This window comes from Nitrospira japonica (genome assembly GCF_900169565.1).
GTDB classification, from domain to species: Bacteria; Nitrospirota; Nitrospiria; order Nitrospirales; family Nitrospiraceae; genus Nitrospira_C; species Nitrospira_C japonica_A.
This window is the reverse complement of sequence record NZ_LT828648.1, coordinates 3,069,712-3,093,519: the sequence shown is the minus strand read 5'-3', so window position 1 is coordinate 3,093,519 and position 23,808 is coordinate 3,069,712. Positions and strand designations below refer to the sequence as shown.

26 protein-coding genes are annotated in these 23,808 nt (G+C 61.9%); 9 read left to right on the top strand and 17 right to left on the bottom strand.

All coding sequences use genetic code 11. From position 1 onward, the window contains the following. Positions 1 to 14: 14 nt before the first annotated feature. The 12 genes from NSJP_RS14740 to NSJP_RS14690 form a co-directional block, all read right to left on the bottom strand. The gene (locus tag NSJP_RS14740) at positions 15 to 3,422 is read right to left on the bottom strand and encodes a TM0106 family RecB-like putative nuclease (protein ID WP_080887625.1); all 3,408 of its coding nucleotides are present in this window, start codon (positions 3,420 to 3,422) and stop codon (positions 15 to 17) included. A gap of 18 nt (positions 3,423 to 3,440) precedes the next feature. Next, positions 3,441 to 4,061: a CDP-alcohol phosphatidyltransferase family protein gene (locus tag NSJP_RS14735; RefSeq protein ID WP_197685428.1), complete on the bottom strand. Its 621-nt coding sequence runs from the start codon at positions 4,059 to 4,061 to the stop codon at positions 3,441 to 3,443. A 68-nt stretch (positions 4,062 to 4,129) separates the two neighbouring features. Next, a complete protein-coding gene (locus NSJP_RS19355; protein WP_155970264.1) occupies positions 4,130 to 4,279 on the bottom strand; it encodes a hypothetical protein in 150 nt (49 codons plus the stop codon). Positions 4,280 to 4,317: 38 nt separating this feature from the next. Then, the gene (locus NSJP_RS14730) at positions 4,318 to 4,623 is read right to left on the bottom strand and encodes a hypothetical protein (protein ID WP_080887624.1); all 306 of its coding nucleotides are present in this window, start codon (positions 4,621 to 4,623) and stop codon (positions 4,318 to 4,320) included. Between the two features lie 116 nt (positions 4,624 to 4,739). Continuing rightward, the gene (locus tag NSJP_RS14725; RefSeq protein WP_080887623.1) at positions 4,740 to 5,348 is read right to left on the bottom strand and encodes a hypothetical protein; all 609 of its coding nucleotides are present in this window, start codon (positions 5,346 to 5,348) and stop codon (positions 4,740 to 4,742) included. Continuing rightward, a complete protein-coding gene (locus NSJP_RS14720; protein ID WP_231989395.1) occupies positions 5,345 to 5,809 on the bottom strand; it encodes a hypothetical protein in 465 nt (154 codons plus the stop codon). Before NSJP_RS14720 ends, NSJP_RS14725 begins: the two co-directional genes overlap by 4 nt. 18 nt (positions 5,810 to 5,827) lie before the next feature. Next, positions 5,828 to 6,457 (bottom strand): hypothetical protein, encoded by a 630-nt coding sequence (locus NSJP_RS14715; protein ID WP_231989394.1) that lies wholly within the window; start codon positions 6,455 to 6,457, stop codon positions 5,828 to 5,830. Beyond that, complete coding sequence (locus NSJP_RS14710) at positions 6,426 to 6,821, bottom strand: outer membrane protein assembly factor BamE (protein WP_080887620.1); 396 nt, start codon at positions 6,819 to 6,821, stop codon at positions 6,426 to 6,428. Before NSJP_RS14710 ends, NSJP_RS14715 begins: the two co-directional genes overlap by 32 nt. 189 nt (positions 6,822 to 7,010) lie before the next feature. Next, positions 7,011 to 8,333, bottom strand: a complete 1,323-nt coding sequence (locus NSJP_RS14705; protein WP_080887619.1) for a dicarboxylate/amino acid:cation symporter — start codon at positions 8,331 to 8,333, stop codon at positions 7,011 to 7,013. Between the two features lie 163 nt (positions 8,334 to 8,496). Further along, on the bottom strand, positions 8,497 to 9,189 hold the full coding sequence (locus tag NSJP_RS14700) for a hypothetical protein (protein WP_080887618.1): 693 nt from the start codon (positions 9,187 to 9,189) through the stop codon (positions 8,497 to 8,499). Between the two features lie 116 nt (positions 9,190 to 9,305). Beyond that, entirely contained in the window at positions 9,306 to 9,965 is a 660-nt protein-coding gene (locus tag NSJP_RS14695; protein WP_080887617.1) for a YajG family lipoprotein, read from the bottom strand. Positions 9,966 to 9,982: 17 nt separating this feature from the next. Continuing rightward, on the bottom strand, positions 9,983 to 10,300 hold the full coding sequence (locus tag NSJP_RS14690; protein ID WP_080887616.1) for a hypothetical protein: 318 nt from the start codon (positions 10,298 to 10,300) through the stop codon (positions 9,983 to 9,985). Positions 10,301 to 10,709: 409 nt separating this feature from the next. On the opposite strand from NSJP_RS14690, the gene NSJP_RS14685 reads away from it, so the two are divergent. From NSJP_RS14685 to NSJP_RS14645, 9 genes are all read left to right on the top strand, one after another. Further along, positions 10,710 to 11,153, top strand: a complete 444-nt coding sequence (locus NSJP_RS14685; RefSeq protein WP_080887615.1) for a VanZ family protein — start codon at positions 10,710 to 10,712, stop codon at positions 11,151 to 11,153. After that, on the top strand, positions 11,150 to 11,488 hold the full coding sequence (locus tag NSJP_RS14680; RefSeq protein ID WP_080887614.1) for a PilZ domain-containing protein: 339 nt from the start codon (positions 11,150 to 11,152) through the stop codon (positions 11,486 to 11,488). Before NSJP_RS14685 ends, NSJP_RS14680 begins: the two co-directional genes overlap by 4 nt. Positions 11,489 to 11,691: 203 nt before the next feature. Beyond that, a complete protein-coding gene (gene lnt, locus NSJP_RS14675) occupies positions 11,692 to 13,302 on the top strand; it encodes an apolipoprotein N-acyltransferase (protein WP_231989393.1) in 1,611 nt (536 codons plus the stop codon). 19 nt (positions 13,303 to 13,321) lie between these two features. Further along, a protein-coding gene (prfB, locus tag NSJP_RS14670) for a peptide chain release factor 2 (RefSeq protein ID WP_155970262.1) occupies positions 13,322 to 14,462 on the top strand; the annotation gives its coding sequence in 2 pieces (ribosomal slippage) (positions 13,322 to 13,390 and positions 13,392 to 14,462; 1,140 coding nt in all). A 9-nt stretch (positions 14,463 to 14,471) separates the two neighbouring features. Further along, positions 14,472 to 15,953: a lysine--tRNA ligase gene (lysS, locus tag NSJP_RS14665; protein ID WP_080887612.1), complete on the top strand. Its 1,482-nt coding sequence runs from the start codon at positions 14,472 to 14,474 to the stop codon at positions 15,951 to 15,953. Positions 15,954 to 15,959: 6 nt separating this feature from the next. After that, on the top strand, positions 15,960 to 17,240 hold the full coding sequence (locus NSJP_RS14660; protein WP_080887611.1) for a lipoprotein-releasing ABC transporter permease subunit: 1,281 nt from the start codon (positions 15,960 to 15,962) through the stop codon (positions 17,238 to 17,240). Positions 17,241 to 17,288: 48 nt separating this feature from the next. Next, entirely contained in the window at positions 17,289 to 17,951 is a 663-nt protein-coding gene (locus NSJP_RS14655) for an ABC transporter ATP-binding protein (RefSeq protein ID WP_080887610.1), read from the top strand. Positions 17,952 to 18,043: 92 nt separating this feature from the next. Beyond that, a complete protein-coding gene (traF, locus tag NSJP_RS14650) occupies positions 18,044 to 19,186 on the top strand; it encodes a conjugal transfer protein TraF (protein WP_172834364.1) in 1,143 nt (380 codons plus the stop codon). Between the two features lie 39 nt (positions 19,187 to 19,225). Further along, complete coding sequence (locus NSJP_RS14645; protein ID WP_080887608.1) at positions 19,226 to 19,834, top strand: hypothetical protein; 609 nt, start codon at positions 19,226 to 19,228, stop codon at positions 19,832 to 19,834. Between the two features lie 130 nt (positions 19,835 to 19,964). On the opposite strand, the gene trpA is transcribed toward NSJP_RS14645, so the two are convergent. The 5 genes from trpA to trpC are packed head-to-tail and all read right to left on the bottom strand — an operon-like array spanning position 19,965 to position 23,806. Beyond that, positions 19,965 to 20,783: a tryptophan synthase subunit alpha gene (gene trpA / locus NSJP_RS14640; protein ID WP_080887607.1), complete on the bottom strand. Its 819-nt coding sequence runs from the start codon at positions 20,781 to 20,783 to the stop codon at positions 19,965 to 19,967. After that, positions 20,780 to 21,994, bottom strand: coding sequence for a tryptophan synthase subunit beta (gene trpB, locus NSJP_RS14635; RefSeq protein ID WP_080887606.1), 1,215 nt, complete (start codon positions 21,992 to 21,994; stop codon positions 20,780 to 20,782). The genes trpA and trpB overlap by 4 nt, the downstream gene beginning before the upstream one ends. 17 nt (positions 21,995 to 22,011) lie before the next feature. Continuing rightward, positions 22,012 to 22,665 (bottom strand): phosphoribosylanthranilate isomerase, encoded by a 654-nt coding sequence (locus NSJP_RS14630; RefSeq protein ID WP_080887605.1) that lies wholly within the window; start codon positions 22,663 to 22,665, stop codon positions 22,012 to 22,014. Further along, positions 22,656 to 22,973, bottom strand: a complete 318-nt coding sequence (locus NSJP_RS14625; protein ID WP_080887604.1) for a hypothetical protein — start codon at positions 22,971 to 22,973, stop codon at positions 22,656 to 22,658. Before NSJP_RS14625 ends, NSJP_RS14630 begins: the two co-directional genes overlap by 10 nt. Further along, positions 22,970 to 23,806 carry an indole-3-glycerol phosphate synthase TrpC gene (gene trpC, locus NSJP_RS14620; RefSeq protein WP_080887603.1) on the bottom strand — a complete coding sequence of 279 codons (837 nt, stop codon included), beginning with the start codon at positions 23,804 to 23,806 and terminating at the stop codon, positions 22,970 to 22,972. The genes NSJP_RS14625 and trpC overlap by 4 nt, the downstream gene beginning before the upstream one ends. Positions 23,807 to 23,808 lie beyond the last annotated feature (2 nt).

Here is a 23,808-nt window from a genome sequence, read left to right as displayed (position 1 = left end):
TGCCCGTCTGCCGCCTAATCGCCCGCTGATGCGTCGGCCAGTTTGCAGAACAAGTTGAGCAGCATCATGTCCTTCACCGATCCAGGGAACGAGCAGGCAATACGAGGATCCGCGACCACGACGGCCAGGCATTGGGCGCGCGAGACCGCGACGTTGATGCGGTTGCGGTCCAGAATGAAGGCCAGCCCGCGAGAGCCATATTCTCCGTAGCTCGAACAGAGAGAGAGGATGCAGACCGGCGCCTCTTGCCCCTGAAACTTGTCGACGCTGCCCACGCGCGCGCCGGCCGGCAGCGTGTCTTGCAGGGCCCGCACCTGGGCGTTATACGGCGCGATGAAGAGAAAGTCCGCGAGGGCGAGCGGTCTCGTCTTCCCGTGCTTGTCCGTGTAGGGCCGGCCGAGCAGTTCCCGGTAGAGGGCTTGGACCCGGATGATTTCCTCGTCACTCCGCAGGACGTTCCCGTCGTGTTCGACGGGGCTCAAGATCAGGCCTGCCTCCTTGCCGACGAACCGACGCGTGACTGGATTGGCCTCGATCCGTTGTCTCGCGCAATCGGGATGAGACGTGAGACGCGTTTCGTAGATGCTTTCGGAGATGAACCGGCACACCGAGGGGTGCATCCGTCGGGATTCTCCAAGAAAGAGTCCGTAGTCCGGCGGCACAACCGCATGGAAGACGGGAGCGTCCGGCAGGCTGGCTGCTTCATCCTTGAGCGCATATTGCAGCACCGACAGGCCCGCGTCTCCGGGATGGGAACCTTGAATCGGTTGTTCCAACTGCATCTGATCGCCCAGCAGGACGAGGTTACGGGCGCTTCCGGCCATGGCGACCGCGTTGGCGAGCGGAACTTGTCCCGCTTCGTCGATGAACAGGTAGTCGAGCGTATCGATCCATTCGTCCCTGGTGAAGAGCCACGCCGTGCCGCCCACCAGGCCCTCCACGTATCGACTCTTCGCGTCATTGTTGCTCGCAACATGGAGCAATCCGGGATAGGCTTCGTGCAGATCTCTATCCAGCTCGCCTCCGGCCTTGACGCCCTTCAAACCGGGACCGAGCGCTTCGCCGCATGCTTTCACCAGATTGATAATGGCTTTATGGCTGTTCGAGGCGATGCCGATTCTCTTGCCCCTCTCGAGCAATGCCACGATGACGCGGGATGCCGCATAGGTCTTTCCCGTACCCGGAGGGCCTTGAACGACGAGGCAACCTCCGTCCATGGAGCGGGCGATACGTAGAGCCGCGTCGATGGTGGATTCACCTGCCTGTTGCATCGGCGCAGCCGGCGCCTGCCTGGTCAACAATGCCGTGACCGGTTTGGGCAGCGTATCGGACAGGTGGGAGGCCGCCACCCTGGCCAAGGCATCAGGGATGCCGGCCGGCGAGACGAATTCATTCTGCAGCAGCGATCCCTCGGTCGGAAAGACTCCACCGCACTTGTCTCCCAGGCTCTGTCGGCCGATTTTCAACGTCAGCCGGCCCATGGCTGCATCGAGATCGGCGATGGTGAACGTGGCGTCAAGGTTATGGACGAACCGCACCTGGTCGGAGGCGGCCAGCCTGCATTCCTGCGCCGGATCGAATCGGTAGGCTTGGAGAAGTGAACGTTTTTCCGTCGAGCAGGGTCCGTCGGCCGTCAATCCTTCGATGCATCCCGGATCGTCGCGCAGCTGATCCGGCGTCGCGGCGGCACGATCGAACATCCGCCACCATACGGGCTTCTGTTCGCGCCGGTGAAATTCGACCAGGTCGGCGAGCGTGAGAGCGACAGAGTCCCGCCGCTTCCGCAGCTGCGCCACGGTTTCGATCCTGTCAATCACGGCCTGCGGGAGTTCACGTGGCTCGTCCTGCGCTGGAACAGATCGTGGAGACGGTGGAAGGAGATGTCGTGTTGTGGCCAGAGCCCTCATCCAGTCGAGGAGCTCGGCCGTGGACCGGCAATCGTCCTCGTTGTAGTCCCGAATGTTCTTGAGCACGGCGCTCTGCCGCCAATCGCCGGCCTGCCCGCTTTCGATCCACCGGCTATAGGCCACGATCGAATCGGCTCCGCTCGCGACCTCCGTCGCCCGCTTGGGTCGGTACAGACGTTCGACGGACTTGATGGAATAGTTGTCGGCTCCCACGCGCAGTCCCTGCCGGACGATGCGAAAGAGATCCACGAACACGTTGCGCCGCAGCAGTTCGTCCACTTCGTCCTGCCGGCTGTCATGGCGCGTACTCAGCCGCCGTATGGCGCTCGGCTCATAGGGCGCGTAATGGTAGATGTGCATGCGGGGATACTTCTTCCACCGGTCGAACGCCCAATCGACGAACTCTTCGAACGCGCGCTTCTCCCCGTCCCGGTCGTGGGCCCACCAATCCCAATATCGATAGACTGGTCCGCTCGGTTCCCGTGTGCAGCAGCCGAACAGATATTCGAGGCCGCCGGGAGCCAGCGGGTAGCCCTCCATGTCGAACCAGACGTCGCCCGGATCGTCAGGAGGCAGCGCGGCAAATCCGACTGCCTCTCCGTTCGGACCGGCGTGCGGCAGGATCTCGAATCGCGGGGGCGCCTCAGGATCGGTCAGCCGGTCTTCGATCGTCTGCCGCTGGAGTCTGGCCTGCGCCGCGAGCTTGTCGAGCGAAGCCTGGTCGAGGTTCGCAACTTTCACCGAGGACGCGTCGGCCAACTGCGCCGCGGTCGTGAGGCCGGCCTTCAAGAGCTTTTTGATCTGGCCGGTCGTGATGCCGGCGACCATGACGAGGTGGTCGCGGTCTCGAAAAAAGCGGTCTGCATGGGAAGTCCAGCGGCCATGGTCGGCGCGGGGGGCCGGCTCAGGCCGGTCGTGGAGGTCGCCGGTGAAACCGGCCTGTAACATGAGGAATTGCTGTTTCAGATGGCGGTAGTAATACACGAAGGATTCGAGCTTGAACGGGACACGCTCGCCGTTGCCCAGGATCACGCCGAACGTGTCGGGCCGTACGCCTGTGATCGAGGCGAGCATCTCGGAATAACAGCAGAGCTGAATGGCATAGTACGGTTTGGGCGAGCGGGCAAGCTTCGTATCCCAGACCTGATAATCGCCGGACGGATCCAGCAGGAGAAAGTCCGCGAAGCCAGAGAAATCTCCCTCTTCGAGTGCGGCCTGATAGATGACCGGGGTTCTGGCCGTGACGGCGGACTTGGTCTGCGTCAGCGCCTGGGTGAAGTCCCGCGTGGTGATCTCTACCATGCGGGCGTCGGACGTCCGGAACTCTTCGAGGACGGCCTGTTCGTGCCGGGCTCCGGTCTTGGCGATCAGCCCGTCGTCTTCAGTCCGCTCGTCCGGTTCGGCGGCGCCGGGGTACTCCAGATGGTAACGATCCATCCAGGATGCAAAGGGGGAGGCTAAAAACGTGATCAGGTCGCTGGGAGCATAGCGGAGACGGTCCGCCGACTTTCTCATCCGATCCTCCGGATGAATTCAGATCTTGGGGATCTTCAGGGTTTTGCTGATCATGAGACTCCCGGAAAGCACGAACAACAGTGACAGGGGATGCAGATCGGCCACGCCGATTGTCCAGACTCCTCCATAGAGTCGTTCGCCCAGCCGATCCTGCCACAGGAGGATCGCCAAGAGGCCGGCGAGCAGGACCGTGGTCGGAATCGGCGTCCCTTCGAAGTAGGCGACTTTGTCACCGCCGGCGGACAGCTGTTCGGCCGTGACGTTGTAACGGGCCAGGCGGCTCACTCCGCAGCAGACGAAAAAGGTCAGGGCGAACCAATCCCATCCGCCCCGCAGGCCGGCGGCATAGCCGAGCGCGGCGGGCGCCATGCCGAAGGAGAGAATGTCGGCAAGCGAATCGAGTTCGCGACCGAGCGCGGTATGCTCGTGCCGCCAGCGGGCGACGCGTCCGTCGAGCCAGTCGAACAGCAGCGCTCCGGGAACCAGCGCCGCCGCCGTGAGAAAATCAGCCGAGGCGCCGCTGCCCATGTAGCGCATGCTGAAGAGCACCGCGCCGACGCCGCAGGCGGCGTTGGCCAGCGTCAGAAAATCCGCAAGGTGGAACTCGCGGATCATCGAAAATCTACGCGGGGTCATCATGTCGTTGCATCATGACCGGACGGCCCGCCCCGGTATCGGCGCGGGAACAAACAAGGAACCTTGCGTCATCACCCCTTGACCGGTTGCAGACAATAGGGACATTGCGCCGGAGCCTGTTCGGTCAAATAGCGCCGGGAGCAGGAGGGACATTGCCAGATGAACTGGGCCTTTGGAGGATTACTGCCGGTTGGTATCGGTGAATTGAGCGGCTCGGCCATGCAGGTGCTCCTTCTCCTTTGAGACGGACTGAGTGTGGTTAATCCTCGACCGTGTCCAACGCAAAGAGATTGTCCAGCCGCAGCTTGCGCGTCGCGCTTGCGTCAGGGTCCCGTCTCCATTCCCAGCGCAACGTATCGCCCGCCTGGGCATGGTTGGAGCAGAGGGGGATGTGATGGATCTCCCCGTCCGGTCCCAGGTGGGAGTTCTTGACCGCGACTTCGCAGGCGACGGTCGCGTGCTGCAGACAGCCGTCCACCGTGCACCGGATATGATTGTGCGAGGCGGCCAGCTGACTCGTCTTGCCGGTGAAGAGCGTGTTGGCCTTTTCTTCGAGTTCGTCCATCGTGATCCGAATGCCAGTTAGGGGTGATCGTCGTAAGATTCCGTTCAGCTTAGCGGAGCGGGAGCCGAGGTTCAATGGGGAGACGGCCTTGCTGGATGGGCCTTTCTGAACAGCGGCTACGTATCTTCGTGGCCTTGAAGGAAGAGCGACTGTTCGAGTGTGCGGAAGAACTCTTGATAGGCCTTCGGATCTTCGAGCGCGTGCATGTAGTACTGCACGCTGACACGGATGAGCGACTGCGTTTCGCCGCGCGGGCGGATCGTGGCGGTGAACCGCACGAGGTTGCTGCGATAGTAGAAGGGACCCCAGGATCGGTAGTTTCGGGCGAGGAACATCATCGTATCGGGCCGATAGAGATAGTAATAGACCGGGTCAGCCATGTAGCCGGTCTCGACCTCCACGAACTTCTTTCCCGAGACGATTCCCAGATCCTGGTCGAGGACTTCGACTTTGAAATCCAGATCCTGCATGGTCGAGACGACCGCTTGCAGAAGCTTCAGGCGGTCGGTCGTGTCGAACACTCTGGTTTGGGCGGCGCGGATCTTGAGTTGGCTCGTTTCGGACAGCCACACCTGATTGCGCGCGTTCGATTGATTTTCCTGGCGCAGCTCATAGGTGTTGCAGCCTGAGAGACCGGCAAGGCAGGCCAGCGCCACGACGGTCCGGCACATCGATCCGGTCGCCGGACCGAGCCAAGTCGACTGGTATCCCGCTGAACTTCTCATGGCGCGGTCGGGCTCTCCTTGGTGATGAACAACGACCGTTCGAGGGTGAAGAAGAAGTTCTGATAAACTTTGGGATCCTCGATCGGCCGGTTGTTGTAGATCGCGTTGGCCCGGATCGTGAGCTGCGTCGCATTGAGCTGCCGCACGGTCACGGTGATGGTGACGACGTCATAGTAGTTCGGTTCGGCGAAACGGGCGGCCGTCACGAGCCCCAGGACGTCGTTGGCCCGTTCGATGATGAAGCCCAAGTCCTGGAGCGAACCGATGACGGATCGGATCGCAAAGTTTCGGTCGGTCATGTCGAAGACCCGCGTCTGAAAGTTGCGGATCTTCAGCTGTGCCTCCGTCGGCGCCAGCAGGGTCGGCGGCTGCTCCGGGGTCGTACATCCGTATAAGAGCACACCCCAGAGGCCGATGACGATTCCCCACCCCCACCGTCGGGCCATTAATGCGTTCCGCATAGATTCCGGCTCCTCGTGCTAGATGTCGTGGGCTTCCAGGAACACGGCCTTGGACAGTTTGGCGAAGAATTGCTGGTAGATCTCCGGATCATGGATCATCTCCATATACTGCTCCCCAGGCGGGATGTATTGCCGATTGGCCTGGCCGTCGCCCTTCCAGACGATGCGGTAGAAGCTGATGCGCACCTGTTGCTTGGTGCCCTCCGGATTGAGGGGTTTGGTGACCAGATTCGCCACGAGCTGTTGGTGGAGATCGACCGGGATGACGGCTCCGCCCAGCGAGAAAAAGAAGAACATGACCCGCTGCCAGTCCTGGCCATGTTCCCTGGCGCTCCGTTCCTTGACCGCGCGGAAATACCCGACCTCGTGCACGCTCTCCTCCACCTGGTACCCCAGGTCTTGGAGAACGGCCGCGGAAGCCGACAGGAGCTCGAGCTCGTTGGAAGTGTCGAAGGTGCGTATGGACATCGCCCGGTTCCGGAGGCTTTCCGGCTTCAGCTGGAACAGCTCGTCGGGCTTCGTCTCCTGGACGCAACCCGCCAACAGGGCCAGGCCGGCTGTGCAGGCCAAACAGGCCGCCCACCCGGCAAGCCGGCCGGAGCGGGCGGCGAGGCGATCAGAACTGGGTGTAGTTATACGCAAGATCACGGACTTTCTTGTCATCGTCGTACTTGATGATGATCGTGAGCGTGCGTTGCCGCTGAGAACTCGAGGCATCCCGCGAGTTTTTTCCCAGAATGATCAAGGTGCCGTACGAGGAACTTGCGGTATCTACCCGGTCGGTCGACACCTTGTCGTACATCCAGACTTCCCGCCGCTTCTCGTCGGTGGTCACGATGTTGGGTGAGCCCAGGATTTCCACGACCTGGGAAGCCGGCATGCCGACCTTGATTTCGCTTTGTACTCTTCCGACCGTCAAGCGTTCGTCCTTGATTTCGGCCGGTTGACTTCCGCCGCATCCGGCGAGACCGATCGAGAGACAAAGCCCCCACAGTACCCATTTGTAGTTCATGTGTGATTCCCCCTCGCGTGAAATCCGGTGAGATGCCGGTCTGCTGAATTGGATGTTTGTGCGTGACGCAATCGGGCGCTATCCTCTTTCGAACGACACTACACAGTACCATGGCGCCGCCGCCGCTGCCCACTCGCCAGGATACCTGTTTTCTCTAAGGAAAATCACCCCGACGGCCGGTATGGAATTTCAGGGGCCGGACGGCAGACGCTTCCGTTCCGCCGCATCGAGCAGTATCGCCACCAGCATGTCGCTCATGACGTTGACTCCCGATCGGACCCTGGCCAGGATCCAGTCGACCGTCATGATCAGTGGGATGGCGGCCGTGATGATCTGGTCCGGCAGCCCGGCGGCCGAAAGGACCAGGGGGAGCACGACCAAGCCGGCTTCGGGTATGCCGGCCGCGCCGATGCCGGCGACGATGGAGGCCGCAATGATCAGGAGCTGATTCCCGAGGGCCAGCTCGAAGCCCAACGCCTGGGCCAAAAACAGCGCGGCCATCGCTTCGTAGAGGGTAATGCCGTCATTATTCAGGTTCGTTCCCACGCAAGCGGCCAGGCGTGCCGATTCCGGCGAGACCTGCATCCGCTCGAGACAACGGAGCGTGATCGGGACGGTGGCCAGACTGCTGTTGCAGGACAGCGCCGTCGTAATCGCGTCCGCGCCCTTGCCGATATAGATGCCGGGCGGTTTCCGGCCGACGAGCCAGGCGACGGCCGGATAGTAGACGAGCGCATGGACCAGGAGCCCCGCCAGGATCGCGACAAGAAAGATCCACAAGAGCGAGAAGACCCCCGCGCCGGCCTTTCCGACCACGTTGGCGAGCACGCCGAACACGGCAAACGGAACGACTTCGATGATCCACCCGAGGATGCGAATGAGCCAATGATAGACACGCTCGACGATTTCGACGGTGCGCTCGAGCGCATGGAGCGGGCGATTGACTCGGAGATGCCGCAATACCGCGCCGGACACGACGGCGAGGAGCACCACGCCAATGACGTTGTTGGTCGTGAAGGGCCGGAACATGGTGCTGGGAATATAGGAGGCCAGGTGTTCGATGGCCTCACCAGGGCCGGTTCGGGTTGGGCCGGCTCCCCTCGAATCTGTCGTGAGCAATTGATCCAGATGACCGTGCCAGGCCGCCCCCGGATTCCAGAGGTTCATGATCACGAGCCCGATCGTCATGGCCACCGAGACGTTGATGAGGCAGATGGCGAGCAGCCTGGTTCCCTGCCGAAGGGGCAGGCTCATGCGGAGGAAGGCATCGAGGATGGCGAAGAAGATGAGCGGAATTGCGAGCGCCTTCAGCAGGGTAATGACCGCCAGACCGATCAAGCCCAGGTGTTCATTGCCGAACGGGCCGAGGTAAGGAGCCTTTCCGAGGAGCAGTCCGAGCGCCGTGCCGCAGAGAGCGCCGATCAGGACCCTGGTATAGAGAGGAATGGACCGGCGACGGCCAGGTGCGAGGCCGTCCTGATCCGTTGCGTTCTGCGAGGCTGATTCCGTCAAAGGTGATGGGCCAGGGAGTTGAACGTTCAGATAAAGGACCTGTCGGGTGAGTCATCATAGATGAAGGAGAGGACGAAATGCGACCTGGTCTGCGGGAAAGTCACACGAGGGTGCGAGGCGCACTGGAGCAACCGGAGTCTACAGACTCGAGGAATGCTGTCGCTTAAGAAAAGACTGATCGCCAGATAGAGACCAGCCAATCCTTCATGCTCGCAAAAAATCCCTCCTCGGCCGGCTCGACTCCCCGCTTGGTTGCCGGTCTTGTCGCAGGAACGGCAAGGGGATCGGACGACGGCACGGACGCCGAGGAAGAAACGGACGTCGGGGTTACGGTCGGTCCGGGGAGTGACGGCGGCGGCGGTACCGTCGCGGAGGCAATGGGGTCATGAACGGGAGGCGGTGGCGGGAACGACGCGGCGGCGCTGAGCCGGTCTGCCTCGTCGAGCTGCGCCCGATACTTGTCCACGGCGGACTGCAAGCCCGGTCGCTCCGCCTTCATCTTCCGCATGGACTGGCGCAGACTGTTCTGCTGGGCGGACAGCTGGTCGATGAGAAGCGCGAGTTTGGCCTGGCGTTCTTCGCCGATCTGGCGTGCTCCCTCCGCCGCATCGACGGCGTCCCTGAGCGAGGCATTGGCCTGTTCCGCCTGCAGTCTGGCCTGTTTCGTCAGGGGCTCGATTTCCTTGACCTGTTCCATCAGACGGTCCTGCTCAAGCTTGACGCTCTGCAATTCCGCCTTGACGCCTTCCCGTTCGGCGACCGCCTGGTCGTAGGTACTTTGCCAGGCGCAGCCTGGTGCAAAGAGGAGGACGCTGATACCCAGTGATGCAGCGGGACGGCATGTGACGATGTGCATGGCGATCTCTCTCGAAGGTTCGATGCGCGCTACGGCCGGTATTACGGCTCATCGTGGACGAAAGCGGCCGGTTCTTCAAGAAAAATCACGTAGTGCGATGGCGGGCCGTGCGTGGGTCAGGATCGCGACGCCAGTTTGCGCAGCTGCGCGTCGCGGACGATCTGGTCTTGAATGTCCTTGACCGCGTCGGAGAGCGCGCGGTTGAGGCGTGCACCCGGAGGAACTTCGTTCGTCGGGTTGAATTGCTCGTCGAAGGTGGATCGGCCTTCGTAGGTCCCGATGAGGGCTCCATCCGGCGTCAACACGAACAATGTCAGACTCGCCTCCCCCGTGCTCGTGTGGCTCTTGAGATTCAGCAGCCTGGACACCAGTTGTTTATCGAGGATTGGAACGTAGGTCCAGGCACGTGGGCGGTACTCTTCGTGAAATGCGTCGATACGGCCGGCAATAATGACGTCCGGTTTAGGGTCGAATCCGGTCACCCGGGAAAAGACTCCGGCCGCCGCGAGTTCTTTCAGCATCTCCTGTTCGAGTTGTCTCGTCAATTCCGTGGGAGGTTGTCGCCTGGCTTTCGGGGCATCGAGTCCATACGTCCGTTTACCCGACACGAGTGCCCGTGCGGGGAAGAGACCATGAAACTCGGCGGTGGCATCGACGATCGGCCTCGCTTCCGCGACGGTGATCTCCGGGACATACGCCGGCCCTGTGCAGCCGCCCATCAGAAGGGCGGCTGCGCAGACGCCGAGGAACCAGCGGCGAGATGGGAGATGCGCCATCAAATCGTCGCTTTCGTTTATGGTCCGACCCGCTGAATGGTGGAGGCGTAACCGTCGTCCGAGACGAAGGCCTTCACATAGTCGCCCTTGGCCATCTGGTCCATCTTCGTGTGGCTGTCTACGCGAACATGCCTGATCTTGCCGCCCGCCTGGGTAATGGACACGTGATCCGATCCCATCTCGCTAATCTGGCCGGTGACCGCATCATTCATGACTCGTTCCCCCTTGCTGGGAACGGCCGTGTGCTTTTCCGGGCCGGTCTTGGCGCAGCCCGTCATGGTGAAACACAGCACGATTGCCGACGCGACCGCCCACCCTTTCCATCCTCCTGCCATGGTTCATCCTCCTTGGTTCAGAAAGAGAACTCTGTGGAATCAAGTGCGAATACACTCACTGTAACGGGCAGACGCCACAGGCCGAGCCTGGGCAGATCCCTGGACGCCACGGCAATCAGACCCGGGCGTTCGGCATTCCGTTCGATTCAGGCTCTTTCATCATCAGGAATCCATGCGGCAGGAGCGTCGACTGAGTAGGTCCAAATGGAGTCGTCGCAAGCCTTGAATCGGGCCGGATTGTGCCGAAAGGATACCCAGCTAAAGAACGGGAACCTCGAACGTCGCAGACAGTAATTGGGCGAGACGGTGTGGCTGTCCCCTACCAATGCCTAGTAGTTTCAGCGTTTACATGTTGTGTAGGTTCCCAATTGCGTGTGCGAGACACGTGTGTCACCTCGGGAGAATACGAGTGGGATTGATTACGACATTGGGGTACATGATGCTCCTGTGTTTCGGCGCGATGATCGCCCCGGGTGTGGGAATGAGCGGCCGGCTTATCACGCAGATGCCGCCCGTTCTCCTCGAATGGGCTCATGCACCAGGATACGGAATCTTGGCGTGGTTGCTGACCCGGAGTCTGCGCGGACGCGGCTGGCCGATCGTCTACGCGGTGTTGGCCGCCTCGAGCGCCGCCTTCGTCTTTGGTCTATGGACCGAGGTGCTTCAAGGCCTGGTGCCCGGCCGGAGCACGTCTTCCGATGATCTTGCCGTCAACGCCGGCGGCATTACCCTGATCGCGTGCGCCATGCTCGCGCAGAATCGGACCGAGGGACGGGCCGCCAGGCCGGTCATGCTCTCGGTGAAACGAATCGGGTCGTCGTCAATCTTGTCTTTGAGGAGGTTGCTCTCATGATGGTTCATTCTGACAAACGCAGGAGCCTGCGCGTTCCCATCACCTGTGCGGTGTACTATTCCGACGGCGCGTTTCACGCGAGCGGAGTGACCGCAAATCTCAACCATAGCGGCGGCTGCCTGCAGGGATCGCACAACGTGGCGGTCGGGATGGAGCTGATGGTGCTGCTCATCCCGCCGACTCAGTCGGCTCTCTTGATCAGGAAGGCCACGGTGCGGTGGGTGCGCGACCAGTTCTTCGGGGTGCAACTCGACCACAACGACACGGCGACGTCGTGGGAGCTGGATCAGGTCGCCTTCGATCAGCGGACGCCACTGTCGTTGATGACGCACTAGAGGTTGGTCTCGGCGCAGCCGGTTCCTTATATCTTGCACCTGACCGTTTCATGCTGATTGTCATTCGCCTTGGGCGTGAGAGTCCGTCAGGCGCCCGGGTCGTCGAGATCCGGGGACTGTCACCGGTTGGCCAAGGCGACCATGAGGGCTTGGTTGCATCGGTCCTTACCTTCCGCTAAGTTAGCGCGATGTATCGGTGGCCTGTGCGTTCAATCGTGCTCGCGGTGGCGAGCGGTCTCCTCCTCCCCTTTTGTTTTCCCAAATTCGACATCGGGTTGCTGGCGTGGGTGGCGCTGATCCCGCTTCACCTCGCCCTCGATAGCCCCAGCAAGTGGCGGGCGTTTCGCCTGGGATGGCTCAGCGGCACGATCGGGTTCACGGGCATCATGGCCTGGGTCGTGACGGCCATGCATACCTACGGAAAGGTGCCCCTGCTTGTCGCCTATGCCGTCCTGCTGCTGCTCACGAGTTACCTCGGCCTCTTCGTGGCGCTCTACAGCGCCGGCTACGTCTGGTTCCGTTCACTGATCCCCCGCTATGGCTTGTTCGTCGCGCCTTGTTTATGGGTGACGCTGGAATTGGCACGCACCTACCTGTTCAGCGGTCTTCCCTGGTCACTGCTCGGCTATTCTCAATACCGGCAATTGGACGTCATTCAGATCGCGGATCATCTGGGAGTCTATGGGGTTTCATTTCTGCTGGTGCTGGTCAACGTGGCGATCGCCGAGCTGATCGCCTGGCTCATGCCGCTCTTTCGCGGGTTCGTGCCGGCGCGGCTCCCTTGGGAACTCGTGACGACGGCGGCGATTCTGCTGGGACTTTCCTGGGCCTACAGCACGTCGCTGATCGTAGGGGAAGGATTTCAGACGCCGAAGACGTCGCTTCGCGTCGGCGTGGTCCAACCGAACGTGGATCAGTCGATCAAGTGGGATCCGGCGCATCGAGACGACACCCTCCTCCGGTACGACCGGCTGACCGACACGCTCGGCGGCGGAGCGGATTTGGTCGTATGGCCGGAGGCGGCGACGCCGTTTTTCTTCGAGCGTGAGCCCGAATATCAGTTGCGCGTGCTGGCGATCGCCAATCGAGCCTCGGCGCCGCTTCTCTTCGGGAGCCCGGCGGTGCGGTTCGACAACGAACGGCGGCCCTATCTGCTCAACAGCGCCTATCTGGTCGCTCCGGGCGGCACGCTGCTCGGCCGCTACGACAAGCAGCATCTGGTGCCGTTCGGGGAATACATCCCGCTCAAGTCCTCGCTCCTCTTCTTTCTCGACAAGCTGGTGGAAGGCATCGGAGATTTTCAGGCCGGGCCGGGCCCGACCGTCTTTTCCTTCATGCCCCGGCAGGCTCAGGCCGCGGGAGAAGGCGACGGAGGGCGGCCGGTCAAATTCGGAGTCCTGATCTGCTACGAAGTCATCTTCCCCGACCTGGTCCGCCGGTTCGCGCAGAACGGTGCCGAGTTCCTCGTCACCATCACGAACGACGCCTGGTTCGGCGAATCGTCGGCGCCGATGCAGCATTTCTCGATGGTCGTGTTCCGGTCCGTGGAAAATCATCTGGCGTTTGCGCGCGCCGCCAATACCGGCGTGTCCGGCTTCATCGATCCGTTCGGACGAATTCTGGACACGTCTCCCATTTTTACCCAGACCGCGATGCAGGCGGCCGTTCCCGTGCTCCAGCCGCATACGTTTTATAGCCGCCATGGGGATGTGTTTGCCTATGGCTGTGTGTTAATCTGCGCCGTCTTGTGTCTGTTCGGACTCTTCCGCACGGAAGGGCCGGAACCGGACGCGATTGCCGCGACCCCCGTGTAACAAGGGAAAGGACCCCGCGATGTTGGACGAGATCCGTGTGCGCGTGCGTTCGATCGGTGAGCAGGTGTCTGAACTCCGGGGGCATCTTTGACTTCGCCCGCATGACGTCCGAGCTCGACGAGCTGGAACGACAAATCGCACAGCCGAATTTCTGGAGCAACGCCCAGGCGGCCGCCAAAGTCAGCCGCAAGAAGGCGACGCTCGAGCACGACCTGCAGGAATGGCGTGAGATCGAGCAGACGCTCAAGGACCTGGGCGCGCTGCTGGAGTTGGCGGAAGAAAGCGGCGACGCAGGGTTGGAAGCCGAACTCACGGTTGAATTAGATCGATTCGAGCCGCGTCTCGCGATTCTGCGCGTCGAGATGCTGTTGTCCGGCGAACTGGATTCGAACAACGCGATCCTGTCGATCCACCCCGGCGCCGGCGGAACGGAATCGCAGGATTGGGCGCAGATGCTGTTGCGCATGTACGTGCGCTGGGCCGAGGGGAAGAAATTCAAGGTGGAAACCCTCGATCTGCAGTCGGGCGACGAGGCCGGCATCAAGAGCGCCACGGTGTCGATTACCGGTCCCTATGCCTACGGCTATATGAAGGCCGAGGCGGGCGTGCATCGACTGGTCCGCATCTCCCCCTTCGATTCGAACAAGCGGCGCCACACCTCGTTCGCGTCGGTGTTCGTCTATCCGGAACTGAACGACGATATCGACGTCGTCGTCGAGGACAAGGACTTGCGAATCGATACGTTTCGGGCCGGCGGCGCGGGCGGCCAGAACGTCAACAAGGTGGAGACGGCGATCCGCATCACGCACTTGCCGACGGGAATCGTCGTGCAATGTCAGAACGAGCGGTCCCAGCTTCAGAACCGCAACGGTGCGATGAAGATTTTGAAGGCGCGCCTCTTCGAAGTCGAACAGAAGAAGAAGGAAGCCGAATTCAACGCGATTGTGGGCGAGAAGAAGGACATCGCCTGGGGTAGCCAGATCCGCTCCTACGTGTTCCAGCCCTATCAGATGGTAAAGGACCACCGGACCGGCTATGAGGTCGGTCAGGTCTCCGCAGTCATGGACGGCGACGTGGACGGATTCATCGAAGCCTATCTCAAGAAGAAGCTCACGGGAGGCCTGCTCGCCCCGGCGAAAACGGCGGCGGACGAGGAGTAGACGAAGGCCATGGACGAACTGAACGAGCAGAGACAGCAGCGGATCAAGAAACTCGAGCAATTGCGCGCGTCCGGCGTGGCCCCCTACGGCGGCCGGTTCGAAATCAAGGATCGGGCCGAGCGCCTGATTGCGGTGCACGGCGAAAAGTCCAAGGAAGTCCTGGAACAGGAGAAAATCACCTGCACGTTTGCGGGCCGCGTCGTGGCGCTTCGCCGGTTCGGCAAGGCGGCCTTCGCGGTGCTGCAGGACGGATCCGACCGCTTGCAGGTCTATCTGAAGAAGGATCTGCTTTCCCCGCAGGCGTACGCGGTGACCGAACAACTCGATCTCGGCGACTGGATCGGCGTCACCGGCACGCTGTTCCGCACCAAGACCAACGAATTCACGGTCGAGGTCAAAGAATTGACCTTTCTCAGCAAGGCGCTGCGGCCGCTCCCGGAGAAATGGCACGGGCTCACGGACGTCGAGACCCGGTACCGGCAGCGGTATGTGGACTTGATCGCGAATCCGGACGTCCACGGGATCTTCGCGGCGAGAAGCCGCATCATCGCCGGCATCCGCTCGTTCCTGATCGACCGCGGGTTTCTCGAGGTCGAAACCCCGATGATGCATCCGATTCCGGGCGGCGCCGCGGCCAAGCCGTTCGTGACGCATCACAACGCGCTGGGCGTGGACCTCTATCTGCGGATCGCGCCGGAGCTGTATCTGAAGCGGCTGATCGTCGGCGGATTTCCGCGCGTGTTCGAGATCAACAGGAATTTCCGGAATGAAGGCATCTCGACGATCCACAATCCCGAGTTCACGATGCTGGAATTCTACGTGGCCTACGCGGACTACCAGGATTTGATCGCGTTGACGGAGCAATTGGTCTCCACGCTGGCCTCACAGCTGCTGGGCAAGACGACGATCGATTACCAGGGCAAGGCCATCGACCTTGCGCCGCCGTGGCGGCGCTGGTCCTACCATCAGGCCATTCTGGAGGTGAACGGGCTGGACGAGTCCGTGCTGCGCGACAGGGACAAGGCGCTGGCGGCGGCGAAGACATTGAACGTGGCGGTCGATCCTGCCTGGCCGCTCTTCAACATCGTGAACGAGATCTTCGAGGAAACAGTCGAGCCCAACCTGCAGCAACCCACGTTCGTGACCGACTACCCGATCGAAATTTCTCCCCTCGCGCGTCGAAAGGATTCCGATCCCGCCTTGACCGACCGGTTTGAGCTGTACATTGCCGGGCGGGAAATCGCCAATGCCTTTTCAGAGTTGAACGATCCGCTCGATCAGCGGGAACGGTTCGAGGGGCAGGCGGCGCAGCGGGAGGCCGGGGATGAAGAAGCCCACCTCGTCGACGAGGATTTTCTTCGGGCGCTGGAGTATGGCATGCCGCCCACGGCCGGCGAAGGCATCGGCATCGACCGCCTGGTCATGCTGTTCACGAATCAAGCCTCCATCCGCGACGTGGTGTTGTTCCCCCAGCTGAGGCCGGAGAAATAGCCCGCGATGGCCGCGCTTCCCTATGAAATTTTCGTCGGCCTCCGCTACCTCCGCGCCAAGCGGCGCAACCGGACCATCTCGCTCAATACGTTCGTCTCGGTCACCGGCGTGACGCTCGGCGTCGCGGCGTTGATCGGCACCGTCGGCATCATGACGGGCTTCAAGGAAGACATCCAGGCGAAGATCGTCGGGACGACGGCCCACGTCATCGTGCAGGACCGGATGAAGGACGCGATGAGCGACTACGGTCCGGTCGTCCAGAGGGCCGAGACGGTGCCAGACGTCGTGGCGGCCACGCCGTTCATCCTGAAGCAGGTCATGCTGACGACCCAGGCCGGGGCTCACGGCGTGGTTCTGCGCGGCATCGATCCGACGAAGGAAGGCAAGGTGACCGAGCTGGAGAAGAACCTGGCGGCGGGGAATCTGTCCGATCTCGGCCATCCGGTGACGGTGAATCTGCCTCCGGCCGACAATCCCAACGGTCCACCGCAGCCCAGCGAGAAACCCGGCATCATCCTGGGCAAGGAGCTTGCGCTCCGGCTCGGCGCTTTTCCGGGCGACATCGTCAGTATCGTGTCTCCGGTCGGCCCGATCAGCGCCATGGGCATGGTGCCGAAGATCCGGCCCTTTGCAGTGATCGGGATCTTCCATTCGGGCATGTATGAGTATGACTCCTCGCTCGCCTATATCGATCTGGCCGAGGCGCAAAAGTTCTTCGGCATGGGAGACACGGTGACGGGCATCGAGTTGAAGGTCACGGACGTCTTCCGCGCGAACGAGGTCGCCCGGTCGGTCGAGCAGGCGCTGGGATTTTCCTACGGCGCACGGGACTGGATGCAGATGAACCGCAATCTGCTGTCGGCCCTCAAACTGGAAAAGACGATGATGTTCCTGCTGCTGGTGCTGATCACGATCGTGGCCTCGTTCAACATCGTCAGCACCCTGACGATGATCGTCAACGAGAAGCAGAAGGAAATCGCCATCCTCAAGGCCATGGGCGCGACCAGGAAGAGCATCCGGCGGATCTTCATGCTGAACGGGCTGATCATCGGACTGTCCGGCACCGCGATCGGCATTCCGTTGGGCTACACGTTTCTCTGGCTGATCCAGACGTTCTGGACCTTCGATCCCACGGTCTATTACATCTCCAAGATTCCGGTGCACGTGCTCGGCGAAGACGTCCTGCTCGTCGCCGGCTCGGCGATCCTCATCAGTTTCGCGGCGACGGTGTATCCGTCGCTCCAAGCGGCGAAACTCGAACCGGTGGACGCGCTACGGTATGAATAGCCGTCACGTATCGAACCGCACAGGTACCGTCCATGGGCGTACACCGGCATGATCACGGTCACGGACGTTCATAAGTCGTTCCTGATGGGCGAGCGGACCATGACGGTGCTGCAGGGCATCAACCTGCGCATCGAGCGGGGTGAACTCGTCGCCGTCATCGGCGCGTCCGGCGCGGGAAAGAGCACCTTGCTCCACATCCTGGGTCTGTTGGATCGTCCGACAAAGGGAACCGTGTTGTTCGAAGGGCAGGACGTCCTTCGACTGTCGGAATCGGCGCAGGCCGATTTTCGGAACCGGCGCATCGGCTTCATTTTTCAATTCCACCACCTGCTCCCGGAATTCACGGCGTTGGAAAACGCCTGCATGCCCGCCTTGATCCAACGCAAACGATTGACGGAGGTCGAAGATCGGGCCGTCGCGCTCCTGAATGATGTCGGCTTGGGCGCGCGCCTCCATCACAAGCCGGGAGAACTGTCCGGAGGCGAGCAGCAGCGCGTGGCCGTCGCCCGCGCCCTGCTGATGGAACCCGACCTCGTGCTCGCGGACGAGCCGACCGGCAATCTGGACACCCACACCGGTGACGCGCTGTTCGGCCTGATGCGGGACATCAACAAGGCGCGCGGGACGACGTTTGTCATCGTCACTCACAACGACAAGCTCTCGGCGCAGGCGGATCGGATCATCCATATTCAGGACGGCCTGATCATCTGAGAGAACCGCCGCAGTCCCGCAAATCCTTGACGGGGGCCTGTTCATCCAATAGACTCGGCGGCAGTTCTCCGATGCGAAGGAGTCCTTCATCCATGGACCGTGCGAGCGTGCTCCGGTTTTGCGCCGCGGCGACGGCCCTCCTCTTTTCGACCCAGGCGGCAGCCACGGAATTCGTGATCGTCGGTCCCCGTGCAATGGGTATGGGCGGAGCCGGCGTGGCGGTGACGACGGACGCGCTGGCCACCTATTGGAATCCCGCCGGGTTGGCGATGACGCAAACCGTGGACATCCGTATTCAGGCCGGCGGACAAGGGATCGACCGGATGGGTATTGCCAACGCCATCCACGACCTGGAAAATTTCAACGTCAACGATACCTCGGCGGGCAACCTCGCGAACGCTCAGAACATCGCCAGCCGCATCAACCAGCCGGGCGCCAACGTGTCCATGAACGGCTCGGCCGGTCTCTACGTCAAAGGTCATTTCGGGGAGCACGCGTTCGGCATCAACGTCTCCGATGTCGCGACGGGAGGCAGTTTCGTCTCGACGCCGGTTCAAGCCACTCAGCCTGGAGGTCCCAACACGCCGATCAGCCTGACCGGACAGATGGCCCTTCGGGGACTCGAAGCCAGACAAGTCGCCCTGTCCTATGCCTATGCGTTCGCCGACAAGACCTTCGCCATCGGCATGACGGGAAAGATCATTCAAGGCGCGGCCTACAACGGGTCGACCACGTTGACGGGCGGAACGGACGTGTCCCTGCGCGATAACTTCGGGAAGCCGGTGTTGTCTACGGCGCTGAGCTTGGACTTGGGCGCGATCTACCGGCCTTCTTCCTGGCTGCGATTCGGGGTGGTGGCCAAGGACATCACGCAACCGACCTTCAAAAGTCAGTCCGGCGAATTGAAGCTCGGACCTCAAGTGAGAGGCGGTATGGCCGTCAATCCGTATTCGACGTTGACCCTGTCCGCCGACGTGGACATTCTCTCCAACAACACGCTCGTGCCTGGCGTGAAGAGCCAACTTCTCAGCCTGGGCGCGGAGCAGACGATCCTCAATGAGTTCCTCTCCCTGCGGCTCGGGGCGTTCAAGAACATGCAGGACCCCGGAATTCCTTTCACGCCGACGGCAGGATTGGGCTTGAGGATGTACGCATTCCGGCTGGATCTGGGCGGCGGGTACGATTTCCGTGAAAAGGGGGCGCTCGCTTCGGGGTCGCTGTCGTTGACGTTCTAGACCCTCGTCTTTCTCTCATCTAATGGTATACTGAAGCCCATGTTGACGATCCGACTCAGGTTTACGAGTTTCGCGTTCCTGCTACTCTTTCTGTTGTTTGCCGGATGCGGCGGGCTTCAGGAAGTATGGGAAGGGCCCGGTGCCAAGGTGTTCCGTCCCCAGGCCATCGCGGTTCTGCCGCCGATGGCCAGCCAATACGACAGCGCGCGGGAAGATATTCAGGACGTCCTGTCCGGTTCTCTGACCAAGGTGGCCAACATCGAGCGCGTCGTGAGCCCGGAAAGCGTGACGGACATCTTCCAGGGATCGAAGGAGGCCTTCGATTCGCTGGTGTTCTATTTTTCGCGGCTTGAAATGACGGGACAGTCGGACAAGGAATCCGCGATCAAATTGGGCAAGGCGCTCAGCGTGGACTCGTTTCTCGTCGTGCGGGTCAATTCCTGGGAGTATGTCCGAAAAGAAGGCGACAACGTCGGCCGGGTCGGCTTGAGTCTCCGCTTGGTGGATGCCACGACCGGCACCACGGTCTGGAAGGCCAGGCACGAGCGGTCCAGCAGCTATATGTTCTACCGTCCCAATTTGAAGGACGTGGCCAAGGATCTGGCCGACGAGATGATCAAGTACATGCCGCCGACGCCCAAACGGTAAGCGGTCTCTCCCTTCATCCCCCACTCCCCCGTGACGTTCTTTCTCGAATAAGCGTGCTCCTCTAGTCCCTCCCCCACCAGGTGGTCGGTCTGCGGTTTCTCTGATATGAGGGACAGCGAGGCGGAAACGTCTAGCGCCGGGACGTCTGGCGTGCGGTCATGGCGCTTTTCAGAGCATGAACGAATCCGGCCACGTGTTCGACGAGACCGGCGTCCTGTCTGTGCGCCGCGATCTGTTTGACGATGGCGCTGCCGACGATCACCCCGTCGGCGACGGCCGCGACGTTTCCCGCGTCTTCGGGAGTCGCGACTCCAAACCCGACGGCAACGGGAGTGGGAGAGATTTTGCGGATCTTCTCCACGTTGCGCCTCACTTCGTCCACGTTGTTCAGCTTAGCGCCGGTGATCCCCGTGAGCGACACGTAGTAGACGAACCCTTTGGATTGCCGGGCCACATACGTGCGCCGCTGATTCGTGCTGGTCGGCGCAAGAAGAAAAATCAGCTGAAGGCCCGAGGCGGCGGCCGGCTCTTTGAGCGGCTTCGATTCGTCGGGGGGCATGTCGGGCACGATCAGGCCGTCCACTCCGGCTGCGCCGGCTTCGCGACAAAACCGCTCCAGGCCGAATGCGTGAATGCTATTGTAGTAAGCCATCAAGACGATCGGGATCTGCGTGTGCTGTCTCAGCCGGGATACCATCTGGAGAATGGCGCGAAGGGAGGTACCGCTTCTGAGCGCCCGTTCCGCCGCCTGTTGAATCACCGGCCCGTCGGCGATGGGATCGGAAAAGGGAACACCCAGCTCGATCACGTCCGCGCCCGCCTCTTCGAGCTTCGGGACCAGTTGCTCGGTCTCGTGCAGGCTGGGGTCACCGGCCATGACATAGGTGATGAGGGCCGCCTGCCGTCCGTCTCGAAGCCGTGAAAATGTGCGGTCCAGACGGGATGTCATAGCGCGATCCCCCGCATGCGCGCGACTTGCTGCACGTCCTTGTCTCCCCGGCCTGACAGATTGACGAGGAGGATCTGGTTTCGTTTCATCGTGGGAGCGAGCTTGACGGTATGGGCGATCGCGTGCGCGCTTTCGAGCGCGGGCACGATGCCTTCTTCCCTGGCCAGCAGGTCGAACGCCGCCAGGGCCTCATCGTCGGTTGCCGACGTATAGGTCGCCCGGCCGGATTCCCTGAGATAGCTGTGCTCGGGTCCGACGGCCGCGTAGTCGAGGCCGGCCGAGACCGAATGGGTCAGGTTGATCTGTCCGTCGTCGTCCTGCAGCAGGTACGTCATGGTGCCTTGAAGGACGCCCAGCCGGCCGCCGGAGAACCGCGCGGCATGTTTCCCGCTCGCGACGCCGAGCCCCGCCGCCTCCACGCCGATCATCTTCACCGTCTTGTCGCGAAGAAAGGCGTGAAAGAGACCGATCGAGTTGCTGCCGCCCCCGACGCAGGCGATCAGGCAATCCGGCAGCCGTCCCTCGGCGGCCACGATCTGCTTGCGGGCTTCCCTGCCGATGATCGATTGGAAGTCGCGGACCATCATGGGATAGGGATGGGCGCCGAGCGCGGAGCCGAGGACGTAGTGCGTCGTGAGGACGTTGGTCGTCCAATCGCGCATGGCTTCGCTGATCGCGTCCTTCAGCGTACGGCTGCCTGCGTCCACGCCGGTCACGGTCGAACCCAGGAGCCGCATGCGGAACACGTTCAAGGCCTGGCGCTGCATGTCTTCGGTGCCCATGTAGATCTCGCATTGCAAGCCGAACATGGCCGCCACGGTCGCGGTCGCAACGCCGTGTTGGCCGGCGCCGGTCTCCGCGATGATTCTGGGCTTCTTCATGCGCTTGGCCAGCAGACCCTGGCCGATGGCGTTGTTGATCTTGTGGGCGCCCGTGTGGCAGAGATCTTCGCGTTTCAGATAGATTTTTGCGCCGCCGAGATGTTTCGTCAGCCGCTGCGCAAAATACAGCTGAGTGGGCCGGCCGACGTACTGCTTGAGGTAATAGGCAAACTCCTCCTGAAAGCGCGTGTCGTTCCTGGCTTTCGCGTATTCCTGTTCCAATTCGAGCAGGGCCGGCATCAGCGTTTCCGGCACATAGCGGCCTCCATAGATGCCATAACGGCCCCTGGCGTCGGGAATGGCGGAGGACTTGCGTATTTTCTTGGGCATGGTGATGACGATCCGGTTCAGGTTGCGAATGCTTCTCTGGCCGATTGGATGAATCGACGGACTTTCTCAGCATCCTTCTTGCCCGGCGTTGATTCGACGCCGCTGCTGACGTCCACGCCGTAGGGCCTCACCGCCCGGATGGCTTCTGCCACGTTCTCGGGCGTCAATCCCCCGGCCAGCAACACGGAGGCGCTTCGCGCCGCCTCGGCCGCGAGAGCCCAATCCACGGTGCGGCCGGTTCCACCGTAGGCGTCCTCGGCGTACGCGTCCAGCAGAAAGCCACGGATTCCCGCGCGCCCCTGGAATTCCGCCAGCGCGAGAAAGCTGCCGCGGTCCTTGATGCGGAGGGCCTTGACCGCGGGCCGCGCCAGCTCGAGACAATAGGCGGCGGTTTCATCCCCATGCAACTGCGCGAGAGCAAGCCCGCAGCCGTCCATGAGATCGCGCACCACCTTCACTTCTTCGTTGACGAACACGCCGACCGCCGCGACGAACGGCGGCAGGGAGCTGATGATGCGGCCCGCCACGGTCGGATCAATCCAGCGCGGACTCTTGCGATAGAACACGAACCCCAGGGCATCGGCTCCGGCCAACAACGCGGCGGCTGCGTCCTCCTCGTTCGTGATCCCGCAGATCTTGATCCTGCCGGGTGCGCCACGCGTCAGGGACATCGTTTATCGCTCCGCTTCTCGATGTAACTGTCCTTGTAGACCCATTGGCAGGCGGTGCCCTTCTCGTCGAAGCTGATCGTAATGGTGCCGCTGCTGTTGGGCGCCCAGATGATGGGCCATTCGCAGGCCTCACCCCCGGTCTTGAACGTATGGCAGCGCGTGGGAATGCCCTGATCTCTGACCCGGTCGTCTTTGGTCGAGCCGATCCAACTGTTCCAGGACTCGTCTGATTTTCCGTGCATCCCTTCGGCGCAGCCTTGCAGAAGCAGACAACCGGCCAGAAGACAGAACAATCGGAGCGTCGTCATGATTCTTTCCGTCGAGCATCGGGGTCGGCGTCCGCCCCGCGAAGTTCGGCGATCTTGGCGCCGACGACCTCCGCCTTGATGAGGGATTCTCCCACCAGCATCGCATGAACACCAGCCTCGAGCAACCGCTCGACGTCCGCCCGTTTATGGATGCCGCTCTCGCTGACGATGAGCTTGTCGGCCGGGATACGCTTGGCCAGGCGCACGGTGACGCCCAAATCGGTGGAGAAGGTCTTGAGGTCGCGGTTGTTGATGCCGATGAGGCGGGCGTCCGGGATTCGTTCCAGAACCAGGTCCAGCTCCCGCTCGTGATGGGTTTCAAAGAGCACGTCGAGGGTCAGATCGCGGGCCAAGGCGTAAAAATCTTCGAGCTGCCGGCGTTCCAGGGCCGCCACGATCAACAGGACGGCGTCCGCGCCATAGGCGCGCGCTTCGTAGAATTGGATGTCTTCGACCATGAATTCCTTGTTGAGCGCGGGCAGCGCGACCGCCTGTTTGACCGCCAGAAGATAGTCCAGGCTGCCGCGGAAGAAATCCCCGTCGGTCAGGACGGAGACCGCCGACGCGCCGTGCTGCGCGTATGAGCGGGCGATCTCGACCGGATCGAATCGTTCTTCGAATTCCGGTCGGAGGAGTCCGAGACTCGGGGAGGCTCGCTTGACCTCGGCGATCAACGCCGGGCTGGAGGCGCTGCGAGTCGCGTCCAGCGCGACCGCGAAGCCCAGGGTCCCGGAAACATCGCGGATCCTGCCCTTCAATTCAGACAGATAGCCGCGGCTCTGCTTGTGCCGGAGTTCCGCTTTCTTGTGTTCGAGGATTCGATCGAGAATCATGG